Genomic DNA, 24,869 nt, shown 5'->3' with positions numbered 1-24,869 from the left:
GAAGGAGTACACACTATTGAACAGCAAAAAATATAAAAGCGCAGGCGGCGCCACATTTCTTACATTTATTGTGATTGTCTTCCTGGCACTCTGGCTGACAAACCGGATGCAGGTAAGGGACCAGGATATGACATATACTAGTTTTACGCAGGAAGTAAAGGATGGAAATATACAGGACGTCACCATCAAACAGAATAAGACAGTACCTACAGGAGTTGTGACGGTTACGCTAAGAGACAGTGGAATAACAAAACAGGTCAACGTTTCTGACGTGACAGAAGTACAGAATCTTTTAGAAAAATATAAGATTGACTATAAGATGCCGAATGTACCAGAGGATTCATGGATCACAACGCTTTTAATGCCTCTGCTATTTACCTTTTTGGGAATCACTTTGATTTTTATGTTTATGAACCGTCAGGGAGGCGGAGCCAATAACAAAGCCATGAATTTCGGCAAGAGCCGCGCAAGAATGAGCACGGATACTGACAAGAAAGTGACGTTTGCTGATGTGGCCGGCTTAAAGGAGGAGAAAGAAGAGCTGGAGGAGATCGTAGATTTTCTGAAGGCTCCTAAGAAATATATCCAGGTTGGGGCCAGGATACCTAAAGGAGTGCTGCTTGAGGGACCTCCGGGTACTGGTAAGACCCTGCTGGCAAAAGCAGTTGCAGGGGAAGCAGGGGTTCCGTTTTTCAGTATTTCGGGTTCTGATTTTGTAGAGATGTTTGTAGGCGTCGGCGCTTCCCGTGTCAGAGATTTATTTCAGGATGCCAAGAAGAATGCCCCATGTATTATCTTCATTGATGAGATTGATGCAGTTGCCAGACGGCGGGGAAGCGGCCTGGGCGGCGGCCACGATGAGAGAGAGCAGACACTGAACCAGCTTCTTGTTGAGATGGATGGCTTTGGAGTCAACGAAGGGATTATTGTCATGGCGGCCACCAACCGGAAGGACATTTTAGATCCGGCTATTTTAAGGCCGGGACGTTTTGACCGGAATGTGATTGTGGGCCGGCCGGACGTAGGCGGCCGGGAGGAGATCCTCAAGGTCCATGCTAAAAATAAACCTCTTGGTGACGATGTGGATTTGAAGCAGATTGCACAGACCACAGCAGGCTTTACAGGCGCAGATCTGGAGAACCTGCTCAACGAGGCGGCTATTCTGGCTGCTAAAGAGAACAGGGTCTATCTGCAGCAGGGGGATATCCGGCATGCATTTGTAAAGGTTGGTATTGGGCCGGAGAAGAAAAGTAGGATTGTCTCTGAAAAAGAAAGGAAAATTACGGCCTTCCACGAGGCAGGCCATGCCATCTTGTTTCATGTATTGCCGGATGTGGGGCCTGTTTATAGCGTGTCTATTGTGCCTACAGGGGCAGCCGGGGGGTATACAATGCCTCTTCCTGAAAATGATGATATGTTTAACACAAAGGGACATATGCTGCAGGAGATTACGGTATCCCTAGGCGGGCGTGTGGCGGAGGAAGAAGTATTTGATGATATTACGACGGGAGCATCCCAGGATATCAAACAGGCTACAGCCATTGCGAAATCTATGATTACTAAATTCGGCATGTCTGAACGGCTGGGCCTGATTAATTACGACAACGACAGTGATGAAGTATTTATAGGACGTGATTTTGGCCACACCTCCAGAGGATATGGAGAAAAGGTAGCAGGCACTATTGATGAAGAAGTGAAACGGATTATTGATGAGTGCTATAATAAGGCACGGTCAATTCTAAAGGAATATCATTCAGTGCTGCAGGCATGTGCCGAGCTTTTGTTAGAAAAAGAGAAGATTACAAGAAGTGAGTTTGAGGCGCTTTTTGACGAGTAAATCAGAGCTGGGGCAAGTCCTTCCAGAATATGGAATGACTTGCCCCAAAGGAGGTTATTATGAACAGGGATGCACTGTTTAGTGATGGAACATCCGGCTATGTGATTCCGCCAGAGCCCAAAGAATATGAGACAGTAACGCTGCGCTTCCGCACAGCCAGAGATGAGGCAGACTCCGTAACCGTCTGTACAAAGAATGGAAGGTATGAGATGCAGAAGGCCTTTACCCGCGGGCCCTTTGATTACTATGAATGCGGTTGCAGGCTGGGGGCAGAACCCTTTTCTTATTATTTTGAAGCCAGAGGGGGGGAAGAAGTCTGTTATTATAACCGCAGCGGAGTATCCAGTGAGGTTGTAGAATACTATTCTTTTATGATTGTCCCGGGATTTTCCACACCGGACTGGGCCAAGGGCGCTGTCATGTACCAGATATTTGTGGATAGGTTCTTTAACGGCGATACATCCAACGACGTGGAGGACAGAGAATATATCTATATAGGCCAGCCTTGTGAGAAGGTGGCGGACTGGAGCAGGATGCCGGCTCCAATGGATATACGGAGGTTTTACGGGGGAGATTTAAAAGGGGTTATGGATAAACTGGATTATCTGCAGGAGCTGGGGATAGAGGTGATTTATTTTAATCCGCTGTTCGTATCCCCATCGAACCATAAGTATGATATCCAGGATTATGATTATATAGACCCTCATTTTGGAAAGATCCCAGAGGACGGCGGATTCCCGCTGCCTGAGGGGGCTGAGGATAACATTCAGGCGTCTATGTACCAGAAAAGAACGGGGGCGAAGGCGAACCTGGAAGCCAGCAATGAGTTATTTGCCAGTCTGGTGGAGGAGATGCATAAACGGGGAATGCGGGTGATTTTGGACGGGGTATTTAATCACTGTGGTTCCTTTAATAAATGGATGGACAGAGAACGTATTTACGAACAGCAGGCAGAGTATGAAAAAGGGGCCTATACCAGTGCGGACAGTCCCTATAGAAGCTTTTTCCACTTTTTTAATGAAAGCGACAGTGCATGGCCGTATAATAACCAGTACGAAGGCTGGTGGGGGCATGACACTTTGCCAAAGCTGAATTATGAAGATTCTCCTGTGTTAGAGCAATATATTATGGATATAGGGAGAAAATGGGTTTCCCCTCCATTTAATGTAGATGGCTGGCGGCTGGATGTGGCGGCCGACTTAGGCTACAGCAATGAGTATAACCATCTGTTTTGGAAGCGTTTCAGAAGAGAGGTAAAAGAGGCAAAGCCAGATGCCCTTATTCTCGCCGAACATTATGGGGATCCGGCAGAATGGCTGCAGGGAGACGAATGGGACAGCGTCATGAATTATGATGCATTTATGGAACCGGTAACATGGTTCCTGACAGGAATGGAGAAACATAGTGATGAGCGCAGGGCCGATTTATTTGGCAATGCGGACAATTTTGTCAGGACTATGAATCATTTTATGTCCACCTTCCTTACCCCCTCACTGCAGGTGACCATGAATGAGCTGTCTAATCATGATCATTCACGGTTCTTGACAAGGACTAACCATATTGTGGGACGGGTGGAGAATCTTGGTTCTAAGGCTGCAGAGGAAGGGGTCAACCGTGCTGTTATGCGGGAGGCCGTGGTTATCCAGATGACCTGGGTAGGGGCCCCCACCGTATATTATGGGGATGAGGCAGGTCTGTGTGGCTTTACAGACCCGGATAACAGGAGGCCCTATCCATGGGGCAGAGAAGATCAGGAGATGCTGGATTTTCATAAAGAAATGATCCGCATCCATAAAGAAGAAAATCCCCTTAAGACAGGTTCGCTGAAGATGCTGTACTGGGAAGAGCATGTACTGGCTTACGGAAGATTTAAAGAAGGTGAACAGATCATTGTTGTCCTCAATAACAGCAAAGAGCTTAAGGAGATTACAGTTCCTGTCTGGCAGGCTGAGGCGCCATTGAAGGGAAGGATGGAACGCCTGCTGTACAGCTACGAAAATGGATATACTACAGAGACAGATTATTATCTTATAGACGGCGGAGAGATTGTGCTGAATATGGGCCGGCATTCGGCAATTGTGCTGAAGGTTAAGGCAGAAGGCTTATCTTAAGGGGCGTCTCTGATCCAAAAAACTGACTCCCAGGAAAGGTATAGATGCAGGCTGATGCAAAGGTGTGCCTTTCCTGGGAGTCAGTTTTTTTGAATCTATTTGCTATCCCATACTTATTGAACTGTTAATGTTCAATAAGGAGTATACTTCTTAAAGCGCTCCTGTTTATTCCCACGGGCAACGGGCCAAGCGGACATGTTTACACGTCCATTTGGCGACTGCCGCTAGGGCCAAATACCCCGATGCTTGCATCGGGGTATTTGACTAAGATATGAATAAGCGGTACATAGCTTCAAGGCAAATTTGAGAGTGTTTCCTAAAGGAATCCAGATTGAGACGCTCGTTTGGCCCATGTGCATTTGTGGACGGCTCCTCAGGAAATACTGGCCCAAAGGCGACGACGGTATTTTTGGCATGCCGCGCGTATGTCCCCCCGCCAGTGGAATAAATATTACATTCTTTGCCAGTTACGGCCTGGTAAGACGCGGACAGGCAGGAGATAAGCCGTGACTCTCGGGGGATATACAGAGGGGCCATATGATGTACTTCTGTGGCTTTCACCTGATAAGCTGACGCGGCGGAGGTCAGGGCGGTTATAATCTGTTCCTTGTCGGCAGTGACAGGGTAACGAATATCTACAGAAATTGTCTCAGTGGCCCCTTGGACAGAAGCGATTCCGAGGTTCAGAGTCAGTGGGCCGGACTGTTTGTCGCTCATCATGACGCCAAGGGACTTGCCCTGGTATTCCATGCCTATTTTTTCAGCGGCAAAACTAAAAAGAGGCCCCAGTTCCTCTGCTGGGAATATTTGATGTAAAAGCAGAAGCAGCTTTGAGGCGGCATTCTCACCCAGTTCAGGTTCTGCCCCGTGGGCCGAACGGCCATTGGCACTTATTTGTACCAGTCCTTCTTTTTCTTCCAGAGTGAATCCGTCGAGGGCGGCGATTAGACTTTTTAGCTGCCTGTATTTTTCCTGAGAACAAGAAAGGAGGGCGCAGGCTGTGTTGGGGACAGAATTGACGGCAGTCCCTGCCTGGAAACTCTCTATGACGGAATGTTCTGTGTGAGGCGCTGCAAAATCTATCCGCAGGATTCCCTTTTCGCTGCAGCAGATGCCGTAAGAGCAGTCAGGGGTGAATCCCATGCAGGGATATCCCTGTTGGCCGTAATATACATCCAAATCATCACTGCCGATTTCTTCACCGCAGCCGAATACGGCCCGCAGACAGTAGTTGCCCTCAATTTTGGCATCTTTGAGCGCCTTGAGAGAATATAGGGCGGCAATGGCCGCGCCCTTATCATCGGCTGTTCCACGTCCATACAAATACTCTCCCCGCCGGGTCAGAGTAAAAGGGTCACTGTCCCAATTTTTGACATCACCTGCCGGAACTACATCTATGTGGGTGAGGATATCAATATATGTACTGCCGTGTCCTAGACGGGCATCTCCCGCATAATATCCAGTATTTGTGATGTCCAGCCCCAACCTCTCTGCGGTATTCAGGATGAAGTCAAGGGCCTCTGCGCAGGGTTTGCCAAAGGGAGCCTCTGGCGTTTTCTTGCTGCATACGGAGGGGATGGAGATTAAGGTTTCCAAATCCTTTATCATAGTATCGAAATAGGGTTCTATGTGGTGGCCGAAAAGTAATTGACTTTGCATAATTGTCACTCCTTTAAATTAGAATTATTAAAATAGGTAGAAATATTCACCCAAAGGGTGCCCTATCCTTTATATCCTTATGGGCGGAGGGATAGAATAGAAAATAAAAGATGATTGAAAAAAAGTCCGAATCAGTTCATAATAAACATATAAGTTTTCTCAGAAATCCATTTTATACATAGGAGAATACAAAAATGAAAAATGAAATTTCACTGATAACCCCTGTGTCAAAAGATCTCCTGTATACCAAGATTGCAGACGCGATTACGGCATATATCAGGACGAATAATATGAAATATGGGGATAAGCTTCCATCTGAGCGGGAGCTTGCGGCCCGTTTCAAAACCAGCCGGCATTCTGTGAGAGAGGCCTTAAGAGTGCTGCAGCACCAGGGGATCATAGATTCCCAGATGGGAAGTGGGACATATGTTGCCCATATTGGTGAGACATCCTCTATCTACCTGCAGTTTGTCAAAATTAATTTCCTTGAGATGCTGAGCATTAAGACTGAACTAGAGAAGTACGCCGTTTCCCAGGTCCTTCAAAACACATCGGCGGAGCGGCTGGAGGAGCTTGAAAGCAGTCTCTGCCTGCTGGAAAAGGACAGAGACAGAGGAGTCTTTGATTCTGCGGTTGACAAGCAGTTCCATTATCAGCTGGCAGAGCTGTCAGGAAATAAAATGCTGGCTCAGATGCTCAGGAAGATGATTGAAGCATTTGATGAGTACTATGGTGTTTTCCCGCAGTGTACAGACACCTGCCTGGAAACTATTGGGCAGCACAGAAGGCTTCTGGATGCCTTACGGGAGAGGGACTGCACCGCCGCGTGGGCAGCCTGTGATGAGATCCACCGCATTGATGAAAAACTGATCAGGGAAATAAACGATGCCAATGGAATTGGATGACATATCAGGCGAATAAAAACACGTTGACAAAGGAAAATAAAATGTATATGATTATTATAAATGGTATAAATATTCACTATCCTGATACTATCACAGGATAAAAAGTTGTGCAAGTTTTATGATAAACCTGGTATAGTTGATTTGGGAAGGAGGGTTGTTTTTTTTGCTCTAAATTGGTTGAGCCACTGTACCATTAATCCAATTATGATTCTGAGGAGGAAAAGATCATGAAAAAGAAATTATTGTGTATGCTGCTTTCCGCAGCAATGGCAGTTACTATGCTGGCCGGATGTGGCGGCGGCAGTGACAGCAAGGGTTCTGGCGGTGAGTCGTCATCTGGCGCCAGTGAGGCAAGCGATACTTTGATTTTTGCCCAGGGTGCTGACCCAAGAAGCTTGGATCCTGCATTTGCAGACGACGGAGAGTCAACCAAGATTAATACAAATATTTATGAAGGCCTTGTACAGTATGCTGAAAAAACAACAGAGATTGAACCGTGCCTGGCAGAGAGCTGGGATGTAAGTGAAGATGGACTAACCTATACGTTCCATTTAAGAGAAGGGGTTAAGTTCCATGATGGAACAGATTTTAATGCAGAAGCAGTCAAAGCTAACTTTGAAAGGCAGCTGCCAGGCGTTGCTACAGAAGATATGCCTTATGCGGCCTTTGTCTTTGGGGCTGTTAAGGATGTTGTGGCAGATGACGAGTATACAGTAACTATTCATTTGACTGAGCAGCAGACACCATTTCTGGCAAACCTTGCAATGATACAGGGCGCGCCTATTGTAAGCCCGAAGGCTTTGGAAGAAAATGACAATAATGTGACAAAGAACCCATGCGGCACTGGCCCGTATAAATTCGTCAGCTGGGACACGGAGCAGTCAGTAGTCCTAGTGAGAAATGATGAATACTGGGGGGAGCCTGCAAATATTAAAAACGTTATCTTTAAAATTATTAAAGATAATTCTGCACGTGTAATTGCCCTGAATAATGGCGAGGCTGACATTATTGACGGTATAGATGCAACTGTTGTTGACCAGATTACAGAGGCTGGAAATAATGTGCAGACAGATGAAGCGATGATGACAAACTATATGGCGTTTAATACGACTGAGGGGGTATTTACAGACAAGGAAGCTAGGAAAGCCGTGTGCGCGGCAATCAACATCCCTGAATTAGTTGAGACTCTGTATCAAGGGTATGATGTGACGGCCAGCACTTTCCTGCCCACATCTCTGCCGGGATATGATGAAAGCATTAAGCACACAGAGTACGACCCGGAGGCTGCAGAGAAGAAACTCAGTGAACTTGGAATTACTTCAGTACATATTATGACATACACAAACCCAAGGCCATATAACACGGTAGGCGGACAGAAACTGGCTGAGGCAATTCAGGGGTATTTATCTAAGGTAGGCGTTGAATGTACCATCGATGCGTATGACTGGACTACTTTCAAGACAAAGGCACAGGGCGGCGGATATGATATCCTGTTTGCCGGATGGGGCGGAGACAACGGAGACCCGGACAACTTTATGAATCTGCTGGCATCCACAGACCCGTCTTTAAACTATTCACATTTTGCCAATGAAAAGTACAATGAACTGATTGCAAAGGGCGTTGTCACGCCAGTGGGGGACGAGCGGAGCGCTATCTACACAGAATGTGAGCAGATTCTTGCAGAAGAAGAGCCCATTCTTCCTATCTCACACGCAAACTTTATGTGCGGAGTGAGCTCAAAAGTAGATGGTTTCTTCTATCATGTGGCATGTGCGACAAAGCTCTCTAAGGTTACTAAAAATTAGAGTGTGTTTCCGGTGAATGCCTATATGGAACGACACATATAGGAAAGGGTTTATAATTAATTATCTTCTGGGGGATATACCTATATCTCCCGGAAGAAATTTTTTATTATCAGGGGATTACATATGGGAAAATATATTATAAAAAGGCTTCTCATGCTTATACCAGTGCTGCTCGGAGTGTCGATTATTGTATTTACAATTACACACGTATTTTCTCCGGATCCCGCAGCAGTAGTGCTAGGGCAGCATGCAACTGAGGAATCTATGGAAGCATGGCGTGAAGCAAATGGTTTGACGGGATCAGTAATCAGCCAGTTTGGACATTATATCCTGGGTGTCCTTCAAGGAGACTTAGGGACTTCTTATTACACGAAAGTGCCGGTTACAGAGGAACTGGCTTCCAGGTTCCCGGCTACAATTGAGCTGGCTGTTATTGCTATTATTTTAGCTTCTATTTTCGGTGTTCTGCTGGGCGTACTCTCAGCTGTAAAAAAGAACTCAGCTTTGGATAATGCCGGGAGGATTATATCATTAGTAGGTGTTTCGGTACCGATTTTCTGGCTTGGTGTCATTATGATCATCATTTTTTCCGGGACACTCCACTGGCTGCCCTCAGGGGGGCAGATAGACCCGCTATTAAAGCCGGCCAGGGTGACTGGCTTCAATCTGCTGGATTGTATCATCGCAGGAAACGGCGCTGCGGTGGTGGACTCCCTGAAACATATTATCATGCCGGCTCTGGCTCTTTGCATGTATGCTCTTGCTATTATTACCAGAATTACACGGACCAGTATGCTGGACAGTATGAAACAGGATTACGTGAGGACGGCCAAAGCAAAAGGCCTTTCAGAGGGGAAAGTTCTGAAAAAGCATGTACTTCGTAACTCCCTGAATCCGGTGGTCACAATAATAGGACTCCAGTTTGGCAGTCTTTTGGGAGGGGCCGTTCTGACGGAAAAAGTATTTTCCTGGCCGGGGATAGGCTCCTATATTGTAGACTGTGTACAGAAATCAGATTTTCCTGTTATCCAGGGCGCGGTACTTCTGACTGCCACAATATTCGTGGTTGTAAATCTGGTAGTCGACATTGTCTATACATTCTTAGACCCGCGGATCAAACTCGGCAAAAAGGAGGCATAGGCAGATGGCACATAAAAAAGTAGTACCGGCAGAGAACGGGGCACAGGAAAAACCAGAATCTGAGTTAAAGTTGATATGGGAATCTCTGAAGCTGAGTAAAACTGCTGTGATCGGCATGGTGATTATAATTCTGTTGATTGTGATTGCACTTGTCACATTTATTACAGAATTGATGGGCATTCAGATACTTCCCTATGACCCAAATGAATCTGACATGGCAGCCAGCTTTGTGGCGCCCTGTGCACAGCACTGGTTTGGGACTGATGAATTGGGCAGGGATATTTTCAGCCGTATTATCGACGGAACCAAGATTTCCCTGTTTGTAGGATTTTCGGTTGTAATTTTTTCTATGTTTTTTGGCATTATTTTTGGGGCAGTCGCAGGATACAAAGGCGGTATAGTTGATACGGTTATTATGAGGGTTATGGATATCATGTTATCCATTCCTGGTATTCTTTTTGCTATTACGCTGATGGCCGCTTTGGGAAAGGGACTGGACAAGGCTATTGTGGCTATCGGCATCGTCTCCATACCGGAATATGCCCGCATTGTAAGGGGAAGCGTGCTATCCGCCAAGGAGAGCGATTATACGCAGGCAGCCCGTGTGATTGGGAACAACGATATTAGGATTATTTTTAAACATATTCTCCCCAATGTTATTTCCCCTATTATTGCAAGGGCAGCCCTGGGAATTTCAGGAGCCATACTGGATACAGCCGCCCTTGGATTTCTTGGTTTAGGCGTACAGCCGCCGCTTGCGGAGTGGGGGGACATGCTGGGAAGGGCGAAAGGATATATCTTTTCTGCGCCCTACACGCTGGTTTTTCCCGGATTGGCGATCACGCTGGCTGTGCTGGCGTTTAATTTGTTCGGCGACGGATTAAGTGATGCGCTGGATCCAAAATCTAGAAAGCGATAGGTGGTGGGTGTATGTTATTAGAAGTAAAGAATCTGGAAACCCAGTTTGAAATGCGTAAAGGCATTATTAAAGCAGTAAATGATGTAAGTTTTTCCATCGACAAAGGAGAGGTGCTGGCGGTCGTAGGAGAGTCAGGATCGGGAAAGAGCGTAACCTCTTTGTCTGTCATGGGACTTTTGCAGGATCCCGGGAAGGTTGTGGGCGGGGAGGTTTTGTTTAAGGGCGAAGATTTACTGAAGAAAAATAAAAAAGAAATGCAGGAGATTAGAGGGAACCACATCTCTATGATCTTCCAGGAACCAATGACATCTTTGAATCCTGTTTACCGGGTGAAGGATCAATTGACAGAAAGTATTATGTTACATATGGGCCTGACGAAAAAGGAGGCCCTGGAGCGTGCTGTTGAAATGCTCAAGCTGGTGGGAATACCGTCTGCCAGGGAACGTGCCAATGATTATCCCCATCAGATGAGCGGGGGAATGCGCCAGCGTGTTATGATTGCCATGGCTCTCGCCTGTAATCCGGAACTACTGATTGCCGACGAGCCTACGACTGCCCTGGATGTGACAATACAGGCACAGATCCTGGAACTTTTAGAGGAAATGAGGAAGAAGTTCAATATGGCGGTGCTGCTGATCACCCATGACTTAGGGGTGGTGTCCGAGACTGCGGACAGAGTGGTTGTCATGTATTGCGGAAAAGTGATGGAGAATGCAAAGGTAAAGGAACTTTTCGATAATCCGCTGCATCCCTATACAAATGGACTGCTTAAGTCCCTGCCCAGGCTGGAGGATGATTCCGAGGAACCTTTGTATATGATCAAAGGGATGGTACCTAATCCTCTGAAAATGCCTTCAGGATGTCCCTTTTCCGACAGATGTGAGAAATGTATGGAGCGCTGTACGAAGGAAATGCCGGAAATCAGGAATATAGACGGGCATGAGGTGAGGTGTTTCCTCTATTCGGATAGAAAGGAGGGGGAATAACATGAGTGAAATTCTGCTTGACGTACAGCATTTATCAAAGCACTTTACTGTTGAAAAGGGCGGCCCTGGAAAGCCGGACAAACTTTTAAAGGCTGTAGATGACGTCTCCTTTAGCGTCATGAAAGGGGAGACATTCGGCCTTGTGGGAGAGTCTGGATGTGGAAAAACAACAATTGGAAAAATGCTCGTAGATTTGTACCGCCCAACTGGCGGGAGTATCAAGTTTGAGGGACAGGAACTCTGTGGCCTCAAGCGCAGCGAGAGGCGGCGCTTCTGTAAGGACATACAGCTTATTTTTCAGGACCCCTATGCCTCTCTGAACCCCAGGATGACAATAGGGGATATTATTGCAGAGCCTATTGCCATCAACAAGCTGCTCCCTTCCGATAAAATAGAAGAAAGGGTGACGTACCTGTTAAACCGGGTTGGCCTGGCCAACCACCAGAGGAACCGTTACCCCCATGAGTTTTCGGGAGGGCAGAGGCAGCGGGTGGGAATTGCCAGGGCATTGGCAGTAGAACCTAAATTGATTGTCTGTGATGAGCCGGTTTCCGCCCTGGACGTGTCTATACAGGCCCAGGTGCTGAATTTGTTGGATGAGCTGCAGGAGGAGCTGGGGCTGACATATCTGTTTATTGCCCATGGATTAAATGTTGTAAAGCATATCAGCGACCGTGTGGGGGTGATGTATCTGGGGAAAGTGGTGGAGATTGCCTCTAAGAAAGAATTATATTCCAACCCCCTGCATCCCTATACGCAGGCACTTTTATCCGCAGCGCCTTCAGTAGGGACGAAGAAAAAAGAGAGGATCATACTGGAGGGGGATGTGCCAAGTCCAATTGACCCGCCGCCGGGGTGCAGATTTTGTTCCAGATGTTTCAAAAAAGATGAAAGCTGTGAGGGTTATATACCTGAGTTAAAAGAAGTTTCACCAGGGCATTATGTGGCATGCCGTTTCTTTAGTGAATAGGCGGGCCTAAATATAAATTCAAAGAAGGAGCAAAGAACGAAAATGAAAGACACAAAACAACAATGGTTTAAAGATGCGAAATTTGGACTTTTTATTCACTGGGGACTGTATTCTCTTCTGGCAGGTGAATATAAGGGAAAGAAGACAGAGCATATTGCTGAATGGATTATGAATTATTTGGATATCCCAGTAGAAGAGTACAGAAAGCTTGCAGATTCCTTTAACCCGGATTCCTTCGACGCTGATGAGATCGTGAGGAGGGCCAAGGAAGAATGGGGGATGAAGTACATTGTATTTACTACAAAGCACCACGAAGGATTTGCTATGTGGGATTCTAAATGCAGCAGCTATAATGTAGTTAAAGCGACTCCCTATGGGAAAGACGTATTAAGGCAGTTCAGAAACGCATGTGATAAATATGGCATGAGGCTGTGCCTGTATTATTCCCAGGCCCAGGATTGGGACGACCCCGATGGATATATTTATGGGAAGGACAACAGTAAGAAGAATTTTGGACGCTATCTGGAGGACAAATGTATCCCTCAAATCAAAGAACTCCTTACAGAATATGGCGAAATTTCCGTTATTTGGTTTGACACTCCTATGGATATGACAAAGGAAGAGTCCCAGAGGCTGATTGACCTTGTGAAATCTTTGCAGCCAAACTGTATTATCAGCGGCCGCATCGGCAATGAGCTGGGCGAGTATCTTTCAACAGGAGACAATTTTATCCCCAGGCTGCCTTTTGATGGGGATTGGGAAGTTCCGGCAACTCTGAATGATACATGGGGATATAATAAGGACGATAACAATTGGAAACAGCCGGATGACATTATCCGCCTGCTATTGAAAATTGTAAGCAGAGGAGGAAACTATCTGCTGAATATTGGGCCTGACGGCCAGGGCAGGGTCCCGGCAGTCAGCTGTGACATTCTTGGCAAAGTGGGAGAATATGTCACTGCAAATGCGGAGTCCATCTATGGGACGAAGCGGATGGAAATATACCCATATGATTTAGAGTGGGCCCAGCTTACGTCTAAGGATTATAAATTATTTGTACATGTGCTGCAGCCCAGGGTCCGTGTTGAACTGCTCAATGTGGGCAATAAGGTGAAGAGGGCGTACCTGGTGCGAGACGGCCGGGAGCTGGAATTCTGTACAAGAAAAATCTGTGAGGGGGACAGTATAATAGAAGTAGAATTTCCAGAAGAGCTCAGGACCCAGAAGAACTTCGCAGTCTGCATTGAGCTGGAGGAGAAAGACCCTATATTTGAACCCATAAGGGGATAATTGTGCAGAATTACTAAATCGTTAAAAATTTATTTAAAATGTCTGATTAAACTTGCAAAATCGACCATAATTAGTTATTATAGAAAAAGGCAATAGCAGTATTTAAAGTGCCTATGGATAAAGTTAATAAGTGGGATGATGTTTCCTGAGAGAGAGTTGGGCAGCCAACCGCCGAAGAGGCAAGCCGGGCATATGCTGGTGAACATATCCGGGTGAAACTTTCAGGTAAAAGGACCGGGAAACGTACCACACTCTGAATCTAGCGCTGTATGATAATAGCCAGTCCGAAGGACATAGGCAGAGGATATCTTTGCAAGACATTTTATCGGGGCAGGAAGACAGAAAAGGACGACTTACACACAGATGTGTTCAGGTGGTCCTTTTTTATATATTGCGGCGGATTTCCACAGAAAGAACCACGTGATAAAGACTCCCGGGACGGATATGAACTGGACATAAGGGCAGAAGGAGGACAATGGATTATGGGTAAGACAAATTATATAGTGATCACGAATAATCCGCTGGTCCAGAAGAAGCTTGGAGAGTCAGTGAGTATCATTTATAAGGAAATGTCCTATGAGGAAACCTTAAAAGAAGTCAGAGACAGAATCCACAAAGGTCACCGGCTTTTATCACACCCTTTGTCAGGAAGTGTGAAACCAGGAGAGACGCCGTATAAGTCAGTCATCATAACAGCAGGGACAGGGCGGCTTGACAGCCGTTCTCTGGAAATCATTGAAGCGGCTATACAGACATGCCGGAAGTTTGAATCTAAACAGGAGAGGTACCGGCCCGAAGTATATGAGGATTTCCAGATGATTGACTGGACGCTGCTAGAGAGCGGATTGGCATCGGCAGACGCCTGGTAGGCTTATCTGGGGCAAAAGAGGAGTCCCCGCAGACGAAACAATAATAATATCAGGAAGGGAGGGCATTGCAGGTGAGATTAGAAATGGGACACATTCATATCAGAGACATTCAGTTCGCGCCAGAATCCAAAATTGAGGATGGAATACTTTATGTATCTGAGGAGGCCGTAAAGGCGCTGGTTCTTGAGGATGAGAAGATCAAGGGCGTATCACTTGACATTGCTAGACCGGGAGAATCTGTCAGGATTACACCGGTAAAGGACGTTATTGAACCGAGAGTTAAGGTAGAGGGAAGAGGAGGCATTTTCCCGGGCGTTATCTCTAAGGTTGACACAGTGGGAGAGGGAAAGACATATGCACTAAAGGGCATGGCCGTTGTAACTGCCGGGCGGATTGTAGGGTTCCAGGAAGGAATTATCGACATGACAGGCCCGGGTGCAGATTACACGCCATTTTCCAAAACCCTGAACCTGGTAATGGTGTGCGAACCCTGTGATGGGATTAAGCCTCATGACTATGAGAAAGCAGTGAGGTTTGCAGGCTTTAAGGCTGCTGCATATATTGGGGAACTGGCACGAGAACTGACGCCAGATGAGACAAAGGTGTATGAGACTTGTTCCATAAAGGAAGGTATTGAGAAATATCCTGACCTTCCCCGTGTCGCATATGTACAGATGCTGCAGAGCCAGGGACTTTTGCACGATACGTATGTATATGGCGTAGATGCAAAGCAGATTGTGCCCGCGATCATGAGTCCCACAGAGATTATGGACGGTGCGATTGTATCCGGCAACTGTGTGTCTGCATGTGACAAGAATCCTACATATGTACATCTGAATAACCCGGTTGTCCATGATTTGTTTGACCAGCATGGAAAGACAATCAACTTTGTATGTCAGATTATTACAAATGAGAATGTATACCTGGCAGACAAGCAGCGTTCTTCTGACTGGACGGCTAAACTGTGCAGGATGTTAGATTTAGACGGCGTCATCGTATCCCAGGAAGGATTTGGGAACCCGGATACAGACCTGATTATGAACTGTAAGAAGATCGAGGCGGAGGGTGTTAAGACTGTCATCATCACAGATGAGTACGCTGGACGCGACGGCAAATCCCAGTCCCTGGCAGATGCGGATGTGGCTGCAGATGCGGTAGTGACAGGCGGTAATGCAAACCAGACAATTATCCTGCCTAAGCTGGATAAGGTGATTGGCACATTAGATTATGTAACTAAGATTGCCGGTGCAAGTGAGGAGACACTCCGGGAGGATGGTTCCCTTGAAGTTGAGCTTCAGGTTATTACAGGCGCAACAAACGAAACCGGATTCAATAAACTGAGCGCAAGATAGCAGAAAGGGGAGAAGAATAGCTGTGATTAAAGTAGTTCATTACATCAACCAGTTCTTTGCACAGATTGGTGGAGAAGAGAAAGCAGATTACCCTGCAGAGCTGCGTGTCGGTGAGATAGTGGGACCAGGACAGGCATTTACTGCTAACTTTAAAGGGGAAGCAGAGATTGTTGCTACAATTGTGTGCGGAGATTCCTATTTTAATGAGAATCTGGAGAAAGCCAAGGCGGATATCCTTGCTATGGTTAAAGAGCAGGCTCCAGATGTATTTATAGCTGGCCCAGCATTCAATGCCGGGCGTTACGGCGTGGCATGCGGTACCATTGCTGCGGCAGTGCAGGAGGAGCTGGGGATTCCGGCTGTGACAGGCATGTACGAGGAGAACCCGGGAGCTGACATGTTCAAGAACCAGGTGTATATGGTTGCCACAAAGAACAGTGCTGCCGGCATGAGAGGCGCAGTCGGCAAGATGGCCCCTCTGGCAATTAAGCTGGCGAAAGGTGAGGCGATTGGCGCTTCTGTGGAAGAAGGGTATATGCCAAACGGAGTACGTGTGAATTTCTTTGAGGCAGAGAGAGGTTCTAAGAGAGCTGTCAATATGCTGCTGAAGAAACTGGCAGATAAGCCATATGTTACAGAATATCCAATGCCTGCATTCGACAGAGTAGATCCTAATCCTGCAGTGAAGGATCTCGCCCATGCGAAAATCGCCCTGGTGACATCAGGCGGTATTGTTCCTAAAGGAAATCCAGACCATATCGAGAGTTCCAGCGCTTCGCACTATGGCGAATACGATATTACAGGAGTTACTGACCTGACAGAGGAGACTTACGAGACAGCCCATGGCGGGTATGACCCAGTATATGCCAATGAAGATGCTGACCGTGTACTGCCTGTGGATGTGCTCAGGGATATGGAGAAGGAAGGAGTTATTGGGGAGCTGCACCATTTATTCTACACAACAGTAGGGAATGGTACTTCCGTTGCATCAGCTAAGGCGTTTGCCGCTGAGTTTTCTCAGAAGCTGAAAGCAGACGGGGTAGACGCGGTTATCCTCACCTCCACGTGAGGCACCTGTACTCGTTGCGGTGCAACGATGGTGAAAGAAGTGGAGAGGGCAGGGCTCCCTGTTGTACATATCTGTACTGTTACGCCTATTTCTATGACGGTAGGCGCCAACAGGATTGTTCCTGCGATTGCTATTCCATATCCGCTGGGAAATCCTTCTCTCAATAAAGATGAAGAAAAGGTGATCCGCCGCGGAATTGTTGAGAAAGCGCTGAAAGCCCTGACAACAGAGGTAGACGGCCAGACAATTTTTGAATAAAAAGGGAAGGTTTGCGTGATGAGTGAGTTGTACGATGTGATTATCCTGGGTGCCGGACCAGCGGGCCTGGCAGCAGGACTATATGCTGGCAGAAGCCGCCTGTCCACTCTGATTATCGAAAAGGGACAGGACGGAGGACAAATTGCAATTACAGATGAGATTGAGAACTACCCGGGACAGGAGCTGGAAGGAGAGTCCGGCCCATCCCTTATAGCAAGGATGACAAAACAGGCTGAGAAGTTTGGTGTTGAGCGTGTGTCTGATACGATTAAAGAGGTGGAGCTGGAAGGTAAGGTTAAAGTTTTAAAGAGCGAAAAAGCTGAGTATCAGGGTAAAAATGTTATCATTGCCACAGGAGCCCATGCAAGGCCAATCGGCTGTAAGGGTGAAAAGGAGTATGCAGGAAAGGGCGTATCTTACTGCGCTACATGCGATGCAAATTTCTTTGAAGACTTTGAAGTCTACGTTGTCGGAGGCGGGGACTCTGCTGTGGAAGAAGCTATGTATCTGACCAAGTTTGCCAGAAAGGTTACAATTATCCACAGGAGAGATGAACTGAGGGCAGCTAAATCTATTCAGGAGAAAGCATTTGCTAATCCTAAGATTGAGTTTTTCTGGGACACAGTTGTGGAGGAACTTTACGGCGAAGACATTCTTGAAGGCATGATTGTAAAGAATGTAAAGACTGGAGAGACTAGAAAGGTTGAGGCAGACCCTGAGGATGGAATGTTCGGTTTATTTGGGTTTATTGGCACAGTGCCAAATTCAGGTATATTTAAGGGGATTATTGATATGGACGAGAGAGGCTATATCAAGACAGACGAAGATATGCATACGAATATTCCAGGTGTATATGCAGTTGGAGACGTCCGTATTAAGAGCTTAAGACAGGTAGTAACTGCAGCCGCTGACGGTGCAATAGCTGCCGTACAGGTAGAAAGAAGCATGTCCGATTACTTTTAATATCATATAGATTCTAGGAGGAACCTGTATCTTTCCGAGAGATGTACGGAGGCTTAAGGGGGAGACGCCGGCCTCTGGCCCTCCTTCCCGGAGGGCAGGGGGAGGCCCCTTGCCAGATGCTGCAGCAGTAAAATATCAAGAAAAGGAGGATATTCCAATGATTGATTTGGATAAGACAAATTTTGAAGAGGAAGTTCTGAAGGCAGAAGGGTATGTATTTGTTGATTTTTATGGGGACGGATGTGTGCCCTGCCAGGCTCTGATGCCAAAGGTACATGAGTTTGCAGAGACATACGGAGATAAGATGAAATTCACATCTCTGAATACAACAAAAGCACGCCGCCTTGCAATTGCACAGAAGGTTCTTGGCCTTCCAGTTATGGCTATTTACAAGGATGGGGAGAAAATTGATGAGGTAGTAAAAGATGATGCTACCCCTGAAAGTATTGAGGCGATGATTAAGAAATATATCTAATCATGATTCATTTCTAAATCATAGACAGGCATCTTTTATAAAAAGCTGCCACAACAAAAGAAAGGAGAATGTATAATGGCTGTTTTAAAAGGTAAAAAAGCAATCATTATAGGAGACCGTGATGGAATTCCGGGGCCGGCTATTGCAGAATGTGTAAAAACTGCTGGCGCTGAGATCGTATTTTCATCAACGGAATGTTTCGTCTGAACAAGCGCAGGCGCAATGGACTTAGAAAACCAGAAGAGGGTTAAAGAATTTGCTGACGAGTACGGCCCTGAGAACCTTGTAGTAGTTCTCGGTGCTGCAGAAGGCGAAGCTGCAGGCCTTGCAGCTGAGACTGTTACAGCAGGAGATCCTACTTTTGCAGGTCCATTGACAGGAGTCCAGCTTGGACTTCAAGTTTATCACGTATGCGAGCCAGAGATGAAGGAAGAGTTCGACGAAGCAGTTTATGATGAGCAAGTAAGCATGATGGAGATGGTTCTCGATGTAGATGATATTATCAGTGAGATGACATCCATCAGGGAAGAGTACTGCAAGTTCTAAACGCAGACGTACTTATTCTGACATCAGAGGTTTCTGACAGATAAGTAAAAAGGGGCAGGCCCCGGGTTGTGTTTGATAATTCACAGTACCCGCCAGGGGGACTGCCCTTTTGCATTTATAGGAGAGTGTTGGGCTACTAACGTCCAATTAAGATATGTTTATCGAACTGCTGACGTTCAATAAGGCATACTTATCGGACTGCTAATGTTCAATAAGGCATACTTATGGGACTGCTGATGTTCAATAAGGCATACTTATGGGACTGCTAATGTTCAATAAGGCATACTTATTGAACTGCTAATGTTCAATAAGATATAAATAAGTTCATGAAAGGCGGAGAACCAATGAATAGTGTAATCAAAGGAGCAAGCTATGTATTAGTGCACACTCCTGATATGGTTTTATATAATGGAACGACACAGACAACAGAAAAGATTGTAAACCCTGAATCTGACTATTTAAAGGCAGTTCCCGAAAATCTGCGTACATATGAGGAAGCAGTGTCCTACTGGCCTAATCAGACTTATATTGGGAATGCACATCCAGATGACCTGGCAAAGGTAGAATTTCCATGGTATGACAAGAAAAAAGATGGCGCAGAACGTTACGGGAAATACGGAGAGATCATGCCTGAGGAAGAGTTTTTACTTCTTGTACAGGCAAGCGATATGTTCGAGGTCGTAAAGCTGGAGAGCGGCTTTGTGGCAGCGCATAAAGAGGCATTTGCCAAAAACCCGATTATCTCAGAGGATATTGTAGCCAGAATTGTAGATGGATGTGAGCTTTCTGAGATTGAAAAGTTTGTAAATGAAGAACATGCAGAAGGCCTGTATTACGAAGGGAAGCTGATCGGATGTGTAAAAGCGGCCCATGACATAGATACAAATTTATCTGCACACGTTATGCATGAAAACCTGATGAGCAAGGCATCTAGCGTACTGGCGCTTTTGTATGCTATACGCAATGCAGGGGTAGCTAAAGAGGATATCGAGTATGTTGTCGACTGTGCAGAGGAGGCCTGCGGCGATATGAACCAGAGAGGCGGAGGCAACTTTGCCAAGGCAGCCGCAGAGGTGGCAGGATTGACCAACGCTTCCGGATCTGATGCAAGAGGCTTTTGTGCGGCGCCTGTACACGCACTGATCGAGGCCGCAGCCTTGGTAAAATCCGGTGCATATAAGACGGTAGCGGTGACATCCGGCGGCTGTACGGCGAAGCTAGGCATGAATGGCAAAGACCATATCAAGAAAGGACTTCCCATTCTGGAGGACTGCCTGGGTGGATTTGCAGTCATTATTTCTGAGAATGACGGAGTAAACCCGGAGATTGATTTAAGCCTTCTTGGACGCCATTCCGTAGGGACAGGGTCAGCGCCACAGGCTGTTATAGGCAGTCTTGTTGCAGATCCTCTTGACAGGGCAGGACTTAAAATTACTGATATTGATAAATTTTCACCTGAGATGCAGAATCCTGATATCACAAAGCCAGCAGGCGCAGGTGATGTACCGCTGGCCAATTATAAGATGATTGCGGCCCTGGCAGTTAAGCGCGGGGAGCTGGACAGAAAAGAATTGGCTAATTTTACCACCTCACATGGACTTACAGGATGGGCGCCTACACAAGGGCATATTCCTTCAGGAGTTCCCTATATTGGATTTGCCTGCGAAGATATTTTAGCAGGAAAGATTAAGAATGCTATGATCATCGGCAAGGGAAGCCTCTTCCTTGGCCGTATGACGAATCTGTTTGACGGCGTATCCTTTGTGATACACGGAAATACTTCATCCGAGGAGAGTGCAGCAGCAGGGGTATCGGAAGAAGAAGTTAAGAAAATGATAGCAAAAGCAATGAAAGAGTTTGCTGCCGCCCTGATGGCAGAGTAAGAGGTGTGACTATGGCAGATAAAATGGAGAAAATGATTGCCGGAGTCTTTATGGAAATGGCAGAAGGGCTGGAGACAGGAAGCTTTGGGAAAAAACCGAAGATTGCCCTCACCGGCATGGGCAGTGAGCACGGGGAAGAGAATGCTCTGGAAGCCGCAGCGGCTGCCGCAAAAGAGGGAATCGACGTATATTATATTGGCATACTGGAAACAGAGGGAGTGACAACTGTAAAAGTAGCTGATGAAGAAGAAGGCCATAAGAAAATGGAGGAGCTTCTGACGAACCATCAGGTGGACGGCGCTGTAACTATGCACTACCCATTTCCTATCGGAGTCTCAACAATCGGACGTGTTGTGACGCCTGCCAAGGGGAAGGAAATGTATGTCGCTTCTACAACAGGTACTTCCAGTACAGACCGCATTGAGAGCATGGTCAAGAATGCTGTATACGGTGTGATTACAGCTAAGGCATGCGGCAACCCGAATCCAACAGTGGGCATTCTGAATGTAGACGGGGCACGCCAGACAGAGATTGCCTTAAAGCAACTCAAGGATAATGGCTATGGATTTACATTTGCTGAGTCGGGAAGGGCAGACGGCGGCTGTGTTATGAGAGGGAACGATGTCCTGCAGGGTTCTCCCGATGTTCTTGTATGCGATTCTCTGACAGGGAATATTATGATAAAAATGCTCTCTTCCTACACCACAGGAGGAAGTTTTGAAGCATCTGGCTATGGCTATGGACCTGGAATCGGGGAAGGCTATGACAGACTTGTTATGATCATATCAAGGGCATCCGGAGCCCCAGTCATCACCGGTGCAATCCGCTACGCAGCACAGCTTGTAAGGGGACGCATCTTTGATGTGGCTGAGCAGGAGTTTAAGGCTGCTGATAAGGCAGGCCTGAGAACAATTCTGGAGGCCAGAAAAGCAGATAAGAAGAGCGAAGTACAGGCATCCGAGGAGGTTGCAGCGCCTCCTAAGGAGGTCGTAACTGCACAGATTGCAGGAATTGAGATTATGGATCTGGACGATGGCGTAAAGGCGCTCTGGAAAATAGGAGTATATGCTGAAAGCGGCATGGGGTGCACAGGCCCTGTTATCCTGGTATCTGAGGGGAATCTTGCAAAGGCAGAGGAGGAACTTCAGAAAGCAGGCTATATTAACGGCTAAATTTTTGGCGAGTTCCAGAATTTGTAGCAATAGTTTCCGCTCCACCAGACATGGCGGCGGTATCGCGCAATTATCTGATTTGACAATTTTGTACATCCCTTTTGACTTAGCATGGGCAGAGACTGGTTATCAGTTTCTGCCCATGCTTTATAATCGCTGTTTTACCAAAATGCCGTTGCACTGCTTTTGGACAGTTCATTACTGACACGGCTAAGCCGTCAGATACGGCCTGGACTTTTGGCCAATTTCTTCCTATACTGTATATAGTAAATTCCTTCTCTTTGTGCTAAAATAACAAAGTGGGCGAACTTACAGTCCTAAAATTCCTGCAATCAATTCCTACAGCGTTAAATCTGCCCTGAGGGCAAATATCGTGGGAGGCCTGCGGGGATGGGAATGTGCCCATTTAACCTGTTGCTGTGTAGAAAGAAAAAGGAGAAAAATTATGGCAGCCATCCGACCATTTCGAGGCGTGCGGCCTGCACCAAAGCTGGCTTCCCAAATTGCCGCACTGCCCTATGACGTATATACCCGTCAGGAGGCCAGGGCAGAAGTAGAAAAGAATCCTCTGTCCTTTTTAACAATAGACCGTCCTGAGACACAGTTTCCAGAGGATGTTGATATGTACTCACAGCCAGTCTATGACCGGGCCAGAGAAATATTTGAAGAAATGGCCGCCAGAGGCTCTTTCATTCAGGATGATAGTCCATGTTACTATATTTATACACTTACTATGGGAGGGCGCCCACAGACAGGGTTAGTAGGCTGCGCATCCATAGATGATTACCTGAATAACCGGATCAAAAAGCATGAGAATACAAGAGAAGAAAAAGAAAAAGACCGTATACGCCATGTGGATACACTCAGTGCACAGACCGGCCCCATATTTCTTGCCTATCACGCCTGCCAGGAGCTTACTGCTATTATGAATACGGCAAAGCAGGAAGTCCCTCTGTATGATTTTACAAGTGAGGATTCTATCCGCCATCAGGTCTGGAAAATCAGTGATCCAGATATAACAGCAAGAATTTCGCATATTTGGGAGGGCATTGACAATATTTATATAGCAGATGGGCATCACCGCGCTGCTTCGGCAGTCAAGGTTGGCCTAAAAAGGCGTAAGTCCCATCCTGGATATGATGGCACTGAAGAATTTAACTATTTTCTCTCAGTCCTCTTTGCTGCTGACGAACTTAATATTTATGACTATAACCGTATAGTTTCTGATTTAAACGGCCATACACCTGAAGCTTTCCTTGCGTTGGCGCATAACAGTTTTGAAATATCCGGGCCCCAAAAGGATATCTGCCGTCCTTCCTGTAAGGGTGAGATTGGTTTATATCTGGCTGGGGCATGGTATAAAATGCGGGCCAAACCCTGCCTTTTTACTGATGACCCGGTAGACAGGCTGGATGTCTCTGTCCTCCAAAATACTATACTTGGCCCCCTCCTTGGCATAGAGGATCCCAAGACGGACGGACGCATAGAATTTATGGGAGGGATCCGGGGATTATCTGCACTGGCAGCGGCGGTGGATGCTGCGGGGGCAGGGGCAGGATTCGCTATGTATCCGACCTCCATGGATGAACTGCTTGCAGTAGCGGATGCTGACCGGCTGATGCCCCCCAAATCTACTTGGTTTGAGCCTAAATTGAGAAGTGGTTTTTTTATTCACCGATTTGAAAAATGATATAAAGAGGAGATAAAATTTATGGAAAGAAATGCCCTTTGCTGGTGTGGCAGTGGGAAAAAATATAAAAAATGCCACATGCCTATTGAAGAAAAAATGAAACTCCATGCAGATCGGGGGGAAATCGTGCCTGGCCGTAAGCTATTGAAAACACCTTTTCAGATTCAAAAGATAAAAGAAAGCGCCGCTCTAAATACTGCTGTGTTGGACGCGGTGACAGAGCAGATTCATATAGGGATGAGTACAGAAGAAATTGATAAAATTGTATATGATGTCACCACAAAAGGCGGCGGTATACCGGCCCCCCTTAATTATCAGGGATTTCCCAAAAGTGTATGCACTTCTTTGAACAATGAGGTATGCCATGGCGTGCCGGGCCCTGATATTATACTTCAGGAAGGGGATATCATTAATGTAGATGTTTCCACTATACTGGACGGCTATTTCTCCGATGCCTCCCGTATGTTTAAAATGGGAGAAATATCTGACCGGGCCCAGCGTATCATAAAGGTAACGGAAGAATGTGTAGAGCTGGGGTTAGAAGCGGCCAAACCTTGGGGGCACCTGGGGGATATCGCTTATGCCATCAATTCCCATGCAAAGGCAAATGGTTATTCTGTAGTGGAGGATATTGGGGGACATGGAATCGGACTCCAGTTCCATGAGGAACCCTTTGTCAGCTATGTAACTGAAAAAGGAAACGAGATGCTGCTTGTGCCAGGCATGATGTTCACAATCGAACCTATGGTCAATGAAGGAAGTCCTGATTTCTTTGTAGATGAGGAGAATGATTGGACTGTGTATACGATGGATGACGGACTTTCCGCCCAGATAGAATATATGGTTTTGGTCCGTGAGGATGGAATTGAAGTAATAGCGAAATAAGATATAAAGGTACTGACTGCAAGAGGAAACTCTGACCTTGCAGGCGGTACCTTTTACCTTTCTGGATAGGAATTGCCGGGCTGAC

Annotated in this window: 20 protein-coding genes and 1 riboswitch; of the genes, 19 read left to right on the top strand and 1 reads right to left on the bottom strand. The window is 46.5% G+C overall.

Going from position 1 to position 24,869, the window contains the following annotated elements; translation table 11 throughout:
• Window positions 1-16 precede the first annotated feature (16 nt).
• The gene (ftsH, locus tag EFA47_RS16070; RefSeq protein WP_122644167.1) at window positions 17-1,837 is read left to right on the top strand and encodes an ATP-dependent zinc metalloprotease FtsH; all 1,821 of its coding nucleotides are present in this window, start codon (window positions 17-19) and stop codon (window positions 1,835-1,837) included.
• 59 nt (window positions 1,838-1,896) lie between these two features.
• A complete protein-coding gene (locus EFA47_RS16065; protein ID WP_122644166.1) occupies window positions 1,897-3,948 on the top strand; it encodes a glycoside hydrolase family 13 protein in 2,052 nt (683 codons plus the stop codon).
• 264 nt (window positions 3,949-4,212) lie between these two features.
• Here the strand turns inward: EFA47_RS16065 and EFA47_RS16060 are convergent, their stop codons facing one another.
• Window positions 4,213-5,607 (bottom strand): Sapep family Mn(2+)-dependent dipeptidase, encoded by a 1,395-nt coding sequence (locus EFA47_RS16060; RefSeq protein WP_122644165.1) that lies wholly within the window; start codon window positions 5,605-5,607, stop codon window positions 4,213-4,215.
• A 194-nt stretch (window positions 5,608-5,801) separates the two neighbouring features.
• Here EFA47_RS16060 and EFA47_RS16055 point away from each other — a divergent pair, with 194 nt between their 5' ends.
• The 17 genes from EFA47_RS16055 (at window position 5,802) to EFA47_RS15975 (ending at window position 24,784) form a co-directional block, all read left to right on the top strand.
• A complete protein-coding gene (locus EFA47_RS16055) occupies window positions 5,802-6,512 on the top strand; it encodes a FadR/GntR family transcriptional regulator (RefSeq protein WP_122644164.1) in 711 nt (236 codons plus the stop codon).
• A 227-nt stretch (window positions 6,513-6,739) separates the two neighbouring features.
• On the top strand, window positions 6,740-8,317 hold the full coding sequence (locus EFA47_RS16050) for an ABC transporter substrate-binding protein (protein ID WP_122644163.1): 1,578 nt from the start codon (window positions 6,740-6,742) through the stop codon (window positions 8,315-8,317).
• A 123-nt stretch (window positions 8,318-8,440) separates the two neighbouring features.
• A complete protein-coding gene (locus tag EFA47_RS16045) occupies window positions 8,441-9,457 on the top strand; it encodes an ABC transporter permease (protein WP_122644162.1) in 1,017 nt (338 codons plus the stop codon).
• Between the two features lie 4 nt (window positions 9,458-9,461).
• Window positions 9,462-10,376 carry an ABC transporter permease gene (locus EFA47_RS16040; RefSeq protein WP_122644161.1) on the top strand — a complete coding sequence of 305 codons (915 nt, stop codon included), beginning with the start codon at window positions 9,462-9,464 and terminating at the stop codon, window positions 10,374-10,376.
• Between the two features lie 11 nt (window positions 10,377-10,387).
• Window positions 10,388-11,362 carry an ABC transporter ATP-binding protein gene (locus EFA47_RS16035; RefSeq protein ID WP_122644160.1) on the top strand — a complete coding sequence of 325 codons (975 nt, stop codon included), beginning with the start codon at window positions 10,388-10,390 and terminating at the stop codon, window positions 11,360-11,362.
• A 1-nt stretch (window position 11,363) separates the two neighbouring features.
• Entirely contained in the window at window positions 11,364-12,332 is a 969-nt protein-coding gene (locus EFA47_RS16030) for an ABC transporter ATP-binding protein (protein ID WP_122644159.1), read from the top strand.
• Window positions 12,333-12,374: 42 nt separating this feature from the next.
• Window positions 12,375-13,622: an alpha-L-fucosidase gene (locus EFA47_RS16025; RefSeq protein WP_122644158.1), complete on the top strand. Its 1,248-nt coding sequence runs from the start codon at window positions 12,375-12,377 to the stop codon at window positions 13,620-13,622.
• A gap of 136 nt (window positions 13,623-13,758) precedes the next feature.
• A riboswitch (glycine riboswitch) is annotated at window positions 13,759-13,869 on the top strand.
• A 235-nt stretch (window positions 13,870-14,104) separates the two neighbouring features.
• Entirely contained in the window at window positions 14,105-14,491 is a 387-nt protein-coding gene (locus EFA47_RS16020; protein WP_122644580.1) for a GrdX family protein, read from the top strand.
• Window positions 14,492-14,562: 71 nt separating this feature from the next.
• Window positions 14,563-15,843, top strand: coding sequence for a glycine/sarcosine/betaine reductase component B subunit (locus EFA47_RS16015; protein WP_206215542.1), 1,281 nt, complete (start codon window positions 14,563-14,565; stop codon window positions 15,841-15,843).
• 16 nt (window positions 15,844-15,859) lie between these two features.
• Window positions 15,860-17,170 (top strand): glycine reductase complex selenoprotein B, encoded by a 1,311-nt coding sequence (gene grdB, locus EFA47_RS16010; RefSeq protein WP_122644157.1) that lies wholly within the window; start codon window positions 15,860-15,862, stop codon window positions 17,168-17,170.
• Between the two features lie 18 nt (window positions 17,171-17,188).
• Window positions 17,189-18,133 (top strand): thioredoxin-disulfide reductase, encoded by a 945-nt coding sequence (gene trxB / locus EFA47_RS16005; protein ID WP_122644156.1) that lies wholly within the window; start codon window positions 17,189-17,191, stop codon window positions 18,131-18,133.
• A 157-nt stretch (window positions 18,134-18,290) separates the two neighbouring features.
• Window positions 18,291-18,608, top strand: a complete 318-nt coding sequence (gene trxA, locus EFA47_RS16000; RefSeq protein WP_122644155.1) for a thioredoxin TrxA — start codon at window positions 18,291-18,293, stop codon at window positions 18,606-18,608.
• Between the two features lie 75 nt (window positions 18,609-18,683).
• Window positions 18,684-19,154: a glycine/sarcosine/betaine reductase complex selenoprotein A gene (gene grdA, locus EFA47_RS15995; RefSeq protein WP_122644154.1), complete on the top strand. Its 471-nt coding sequence runs from the start codon at window positions 18,684-18,686 to the stop codon at window positions 19,152-19,154.
• 344 nt (window positions 19,155-19,498) lie between these two features.
• The gene (gene grdC / locus EFA47_RS15990; RefSeq protein ID WP_122644153.1) at window positions 19,499-21,037 is read left to right on the top strand and encodes a glycine/sarcosine/betaine reductase complex component C subunit beta; all 1,539 of its coding nucleotides are present in this window, start codon (window positions 19,499-19,501) and stop codon (window positions 21,035-21,037) included.
• An 11-nt stretch (window positions 21,038-21,048) separates the two neighbouring features.
• Window positions 21,049-22,209, top strand: a complete 1,161-nt coding sequence (gene grdD, locus EFA47_RS15985; protein ID WP_122644152.1) for a glycine/sarcosine/betaine reductase complex component C subunit alpha — start codon at window positions 21,049-21,051, stop codon at window positions 22,207-22,209.
• A 445-nt stretch (window positions 22,210-22,654) separates the two neighbouring features.
• A complete protein-coding gene (locus tag EFA47_RS15980; RefSeq protein WP_122644151.1) occupies window positions 22,655-23,899 on the top strand; it encodes a DUF1015 domain-containing protein in 1,245 nt (414 codons plus the stop codon).
• A gap of 21 nt (window positions 23,900-23,920) precedes the next feature.
• Window positions 23,921-24,784 (top strand): methionyl aminopeptidase, encoded by an 864-nt coding sequence (locus EFA47_RS15975; RefSeq protein WP_122644150.1) that lies wholly within the window; start codon window positions 23,921-23,923, stop codon window positions 24,782-24,784.
• Window positions 24,785-24,869: the final 85 nt, after the last annotated feature.

Origin of the sequence: Luxibacter massiliensis, assembly GCF_900604355.1 — a bacterium.
GTDB lineage: Bacteria > Bacillota > Clostridia > Lachnospirales > Lachnospiraceae > Luxibacter > Luxibacter massiliensis.
Note: the sequence above shows the minus strand (reverse complement) of the source record. Positions and strands in the feature narration are given on the sequence as shown.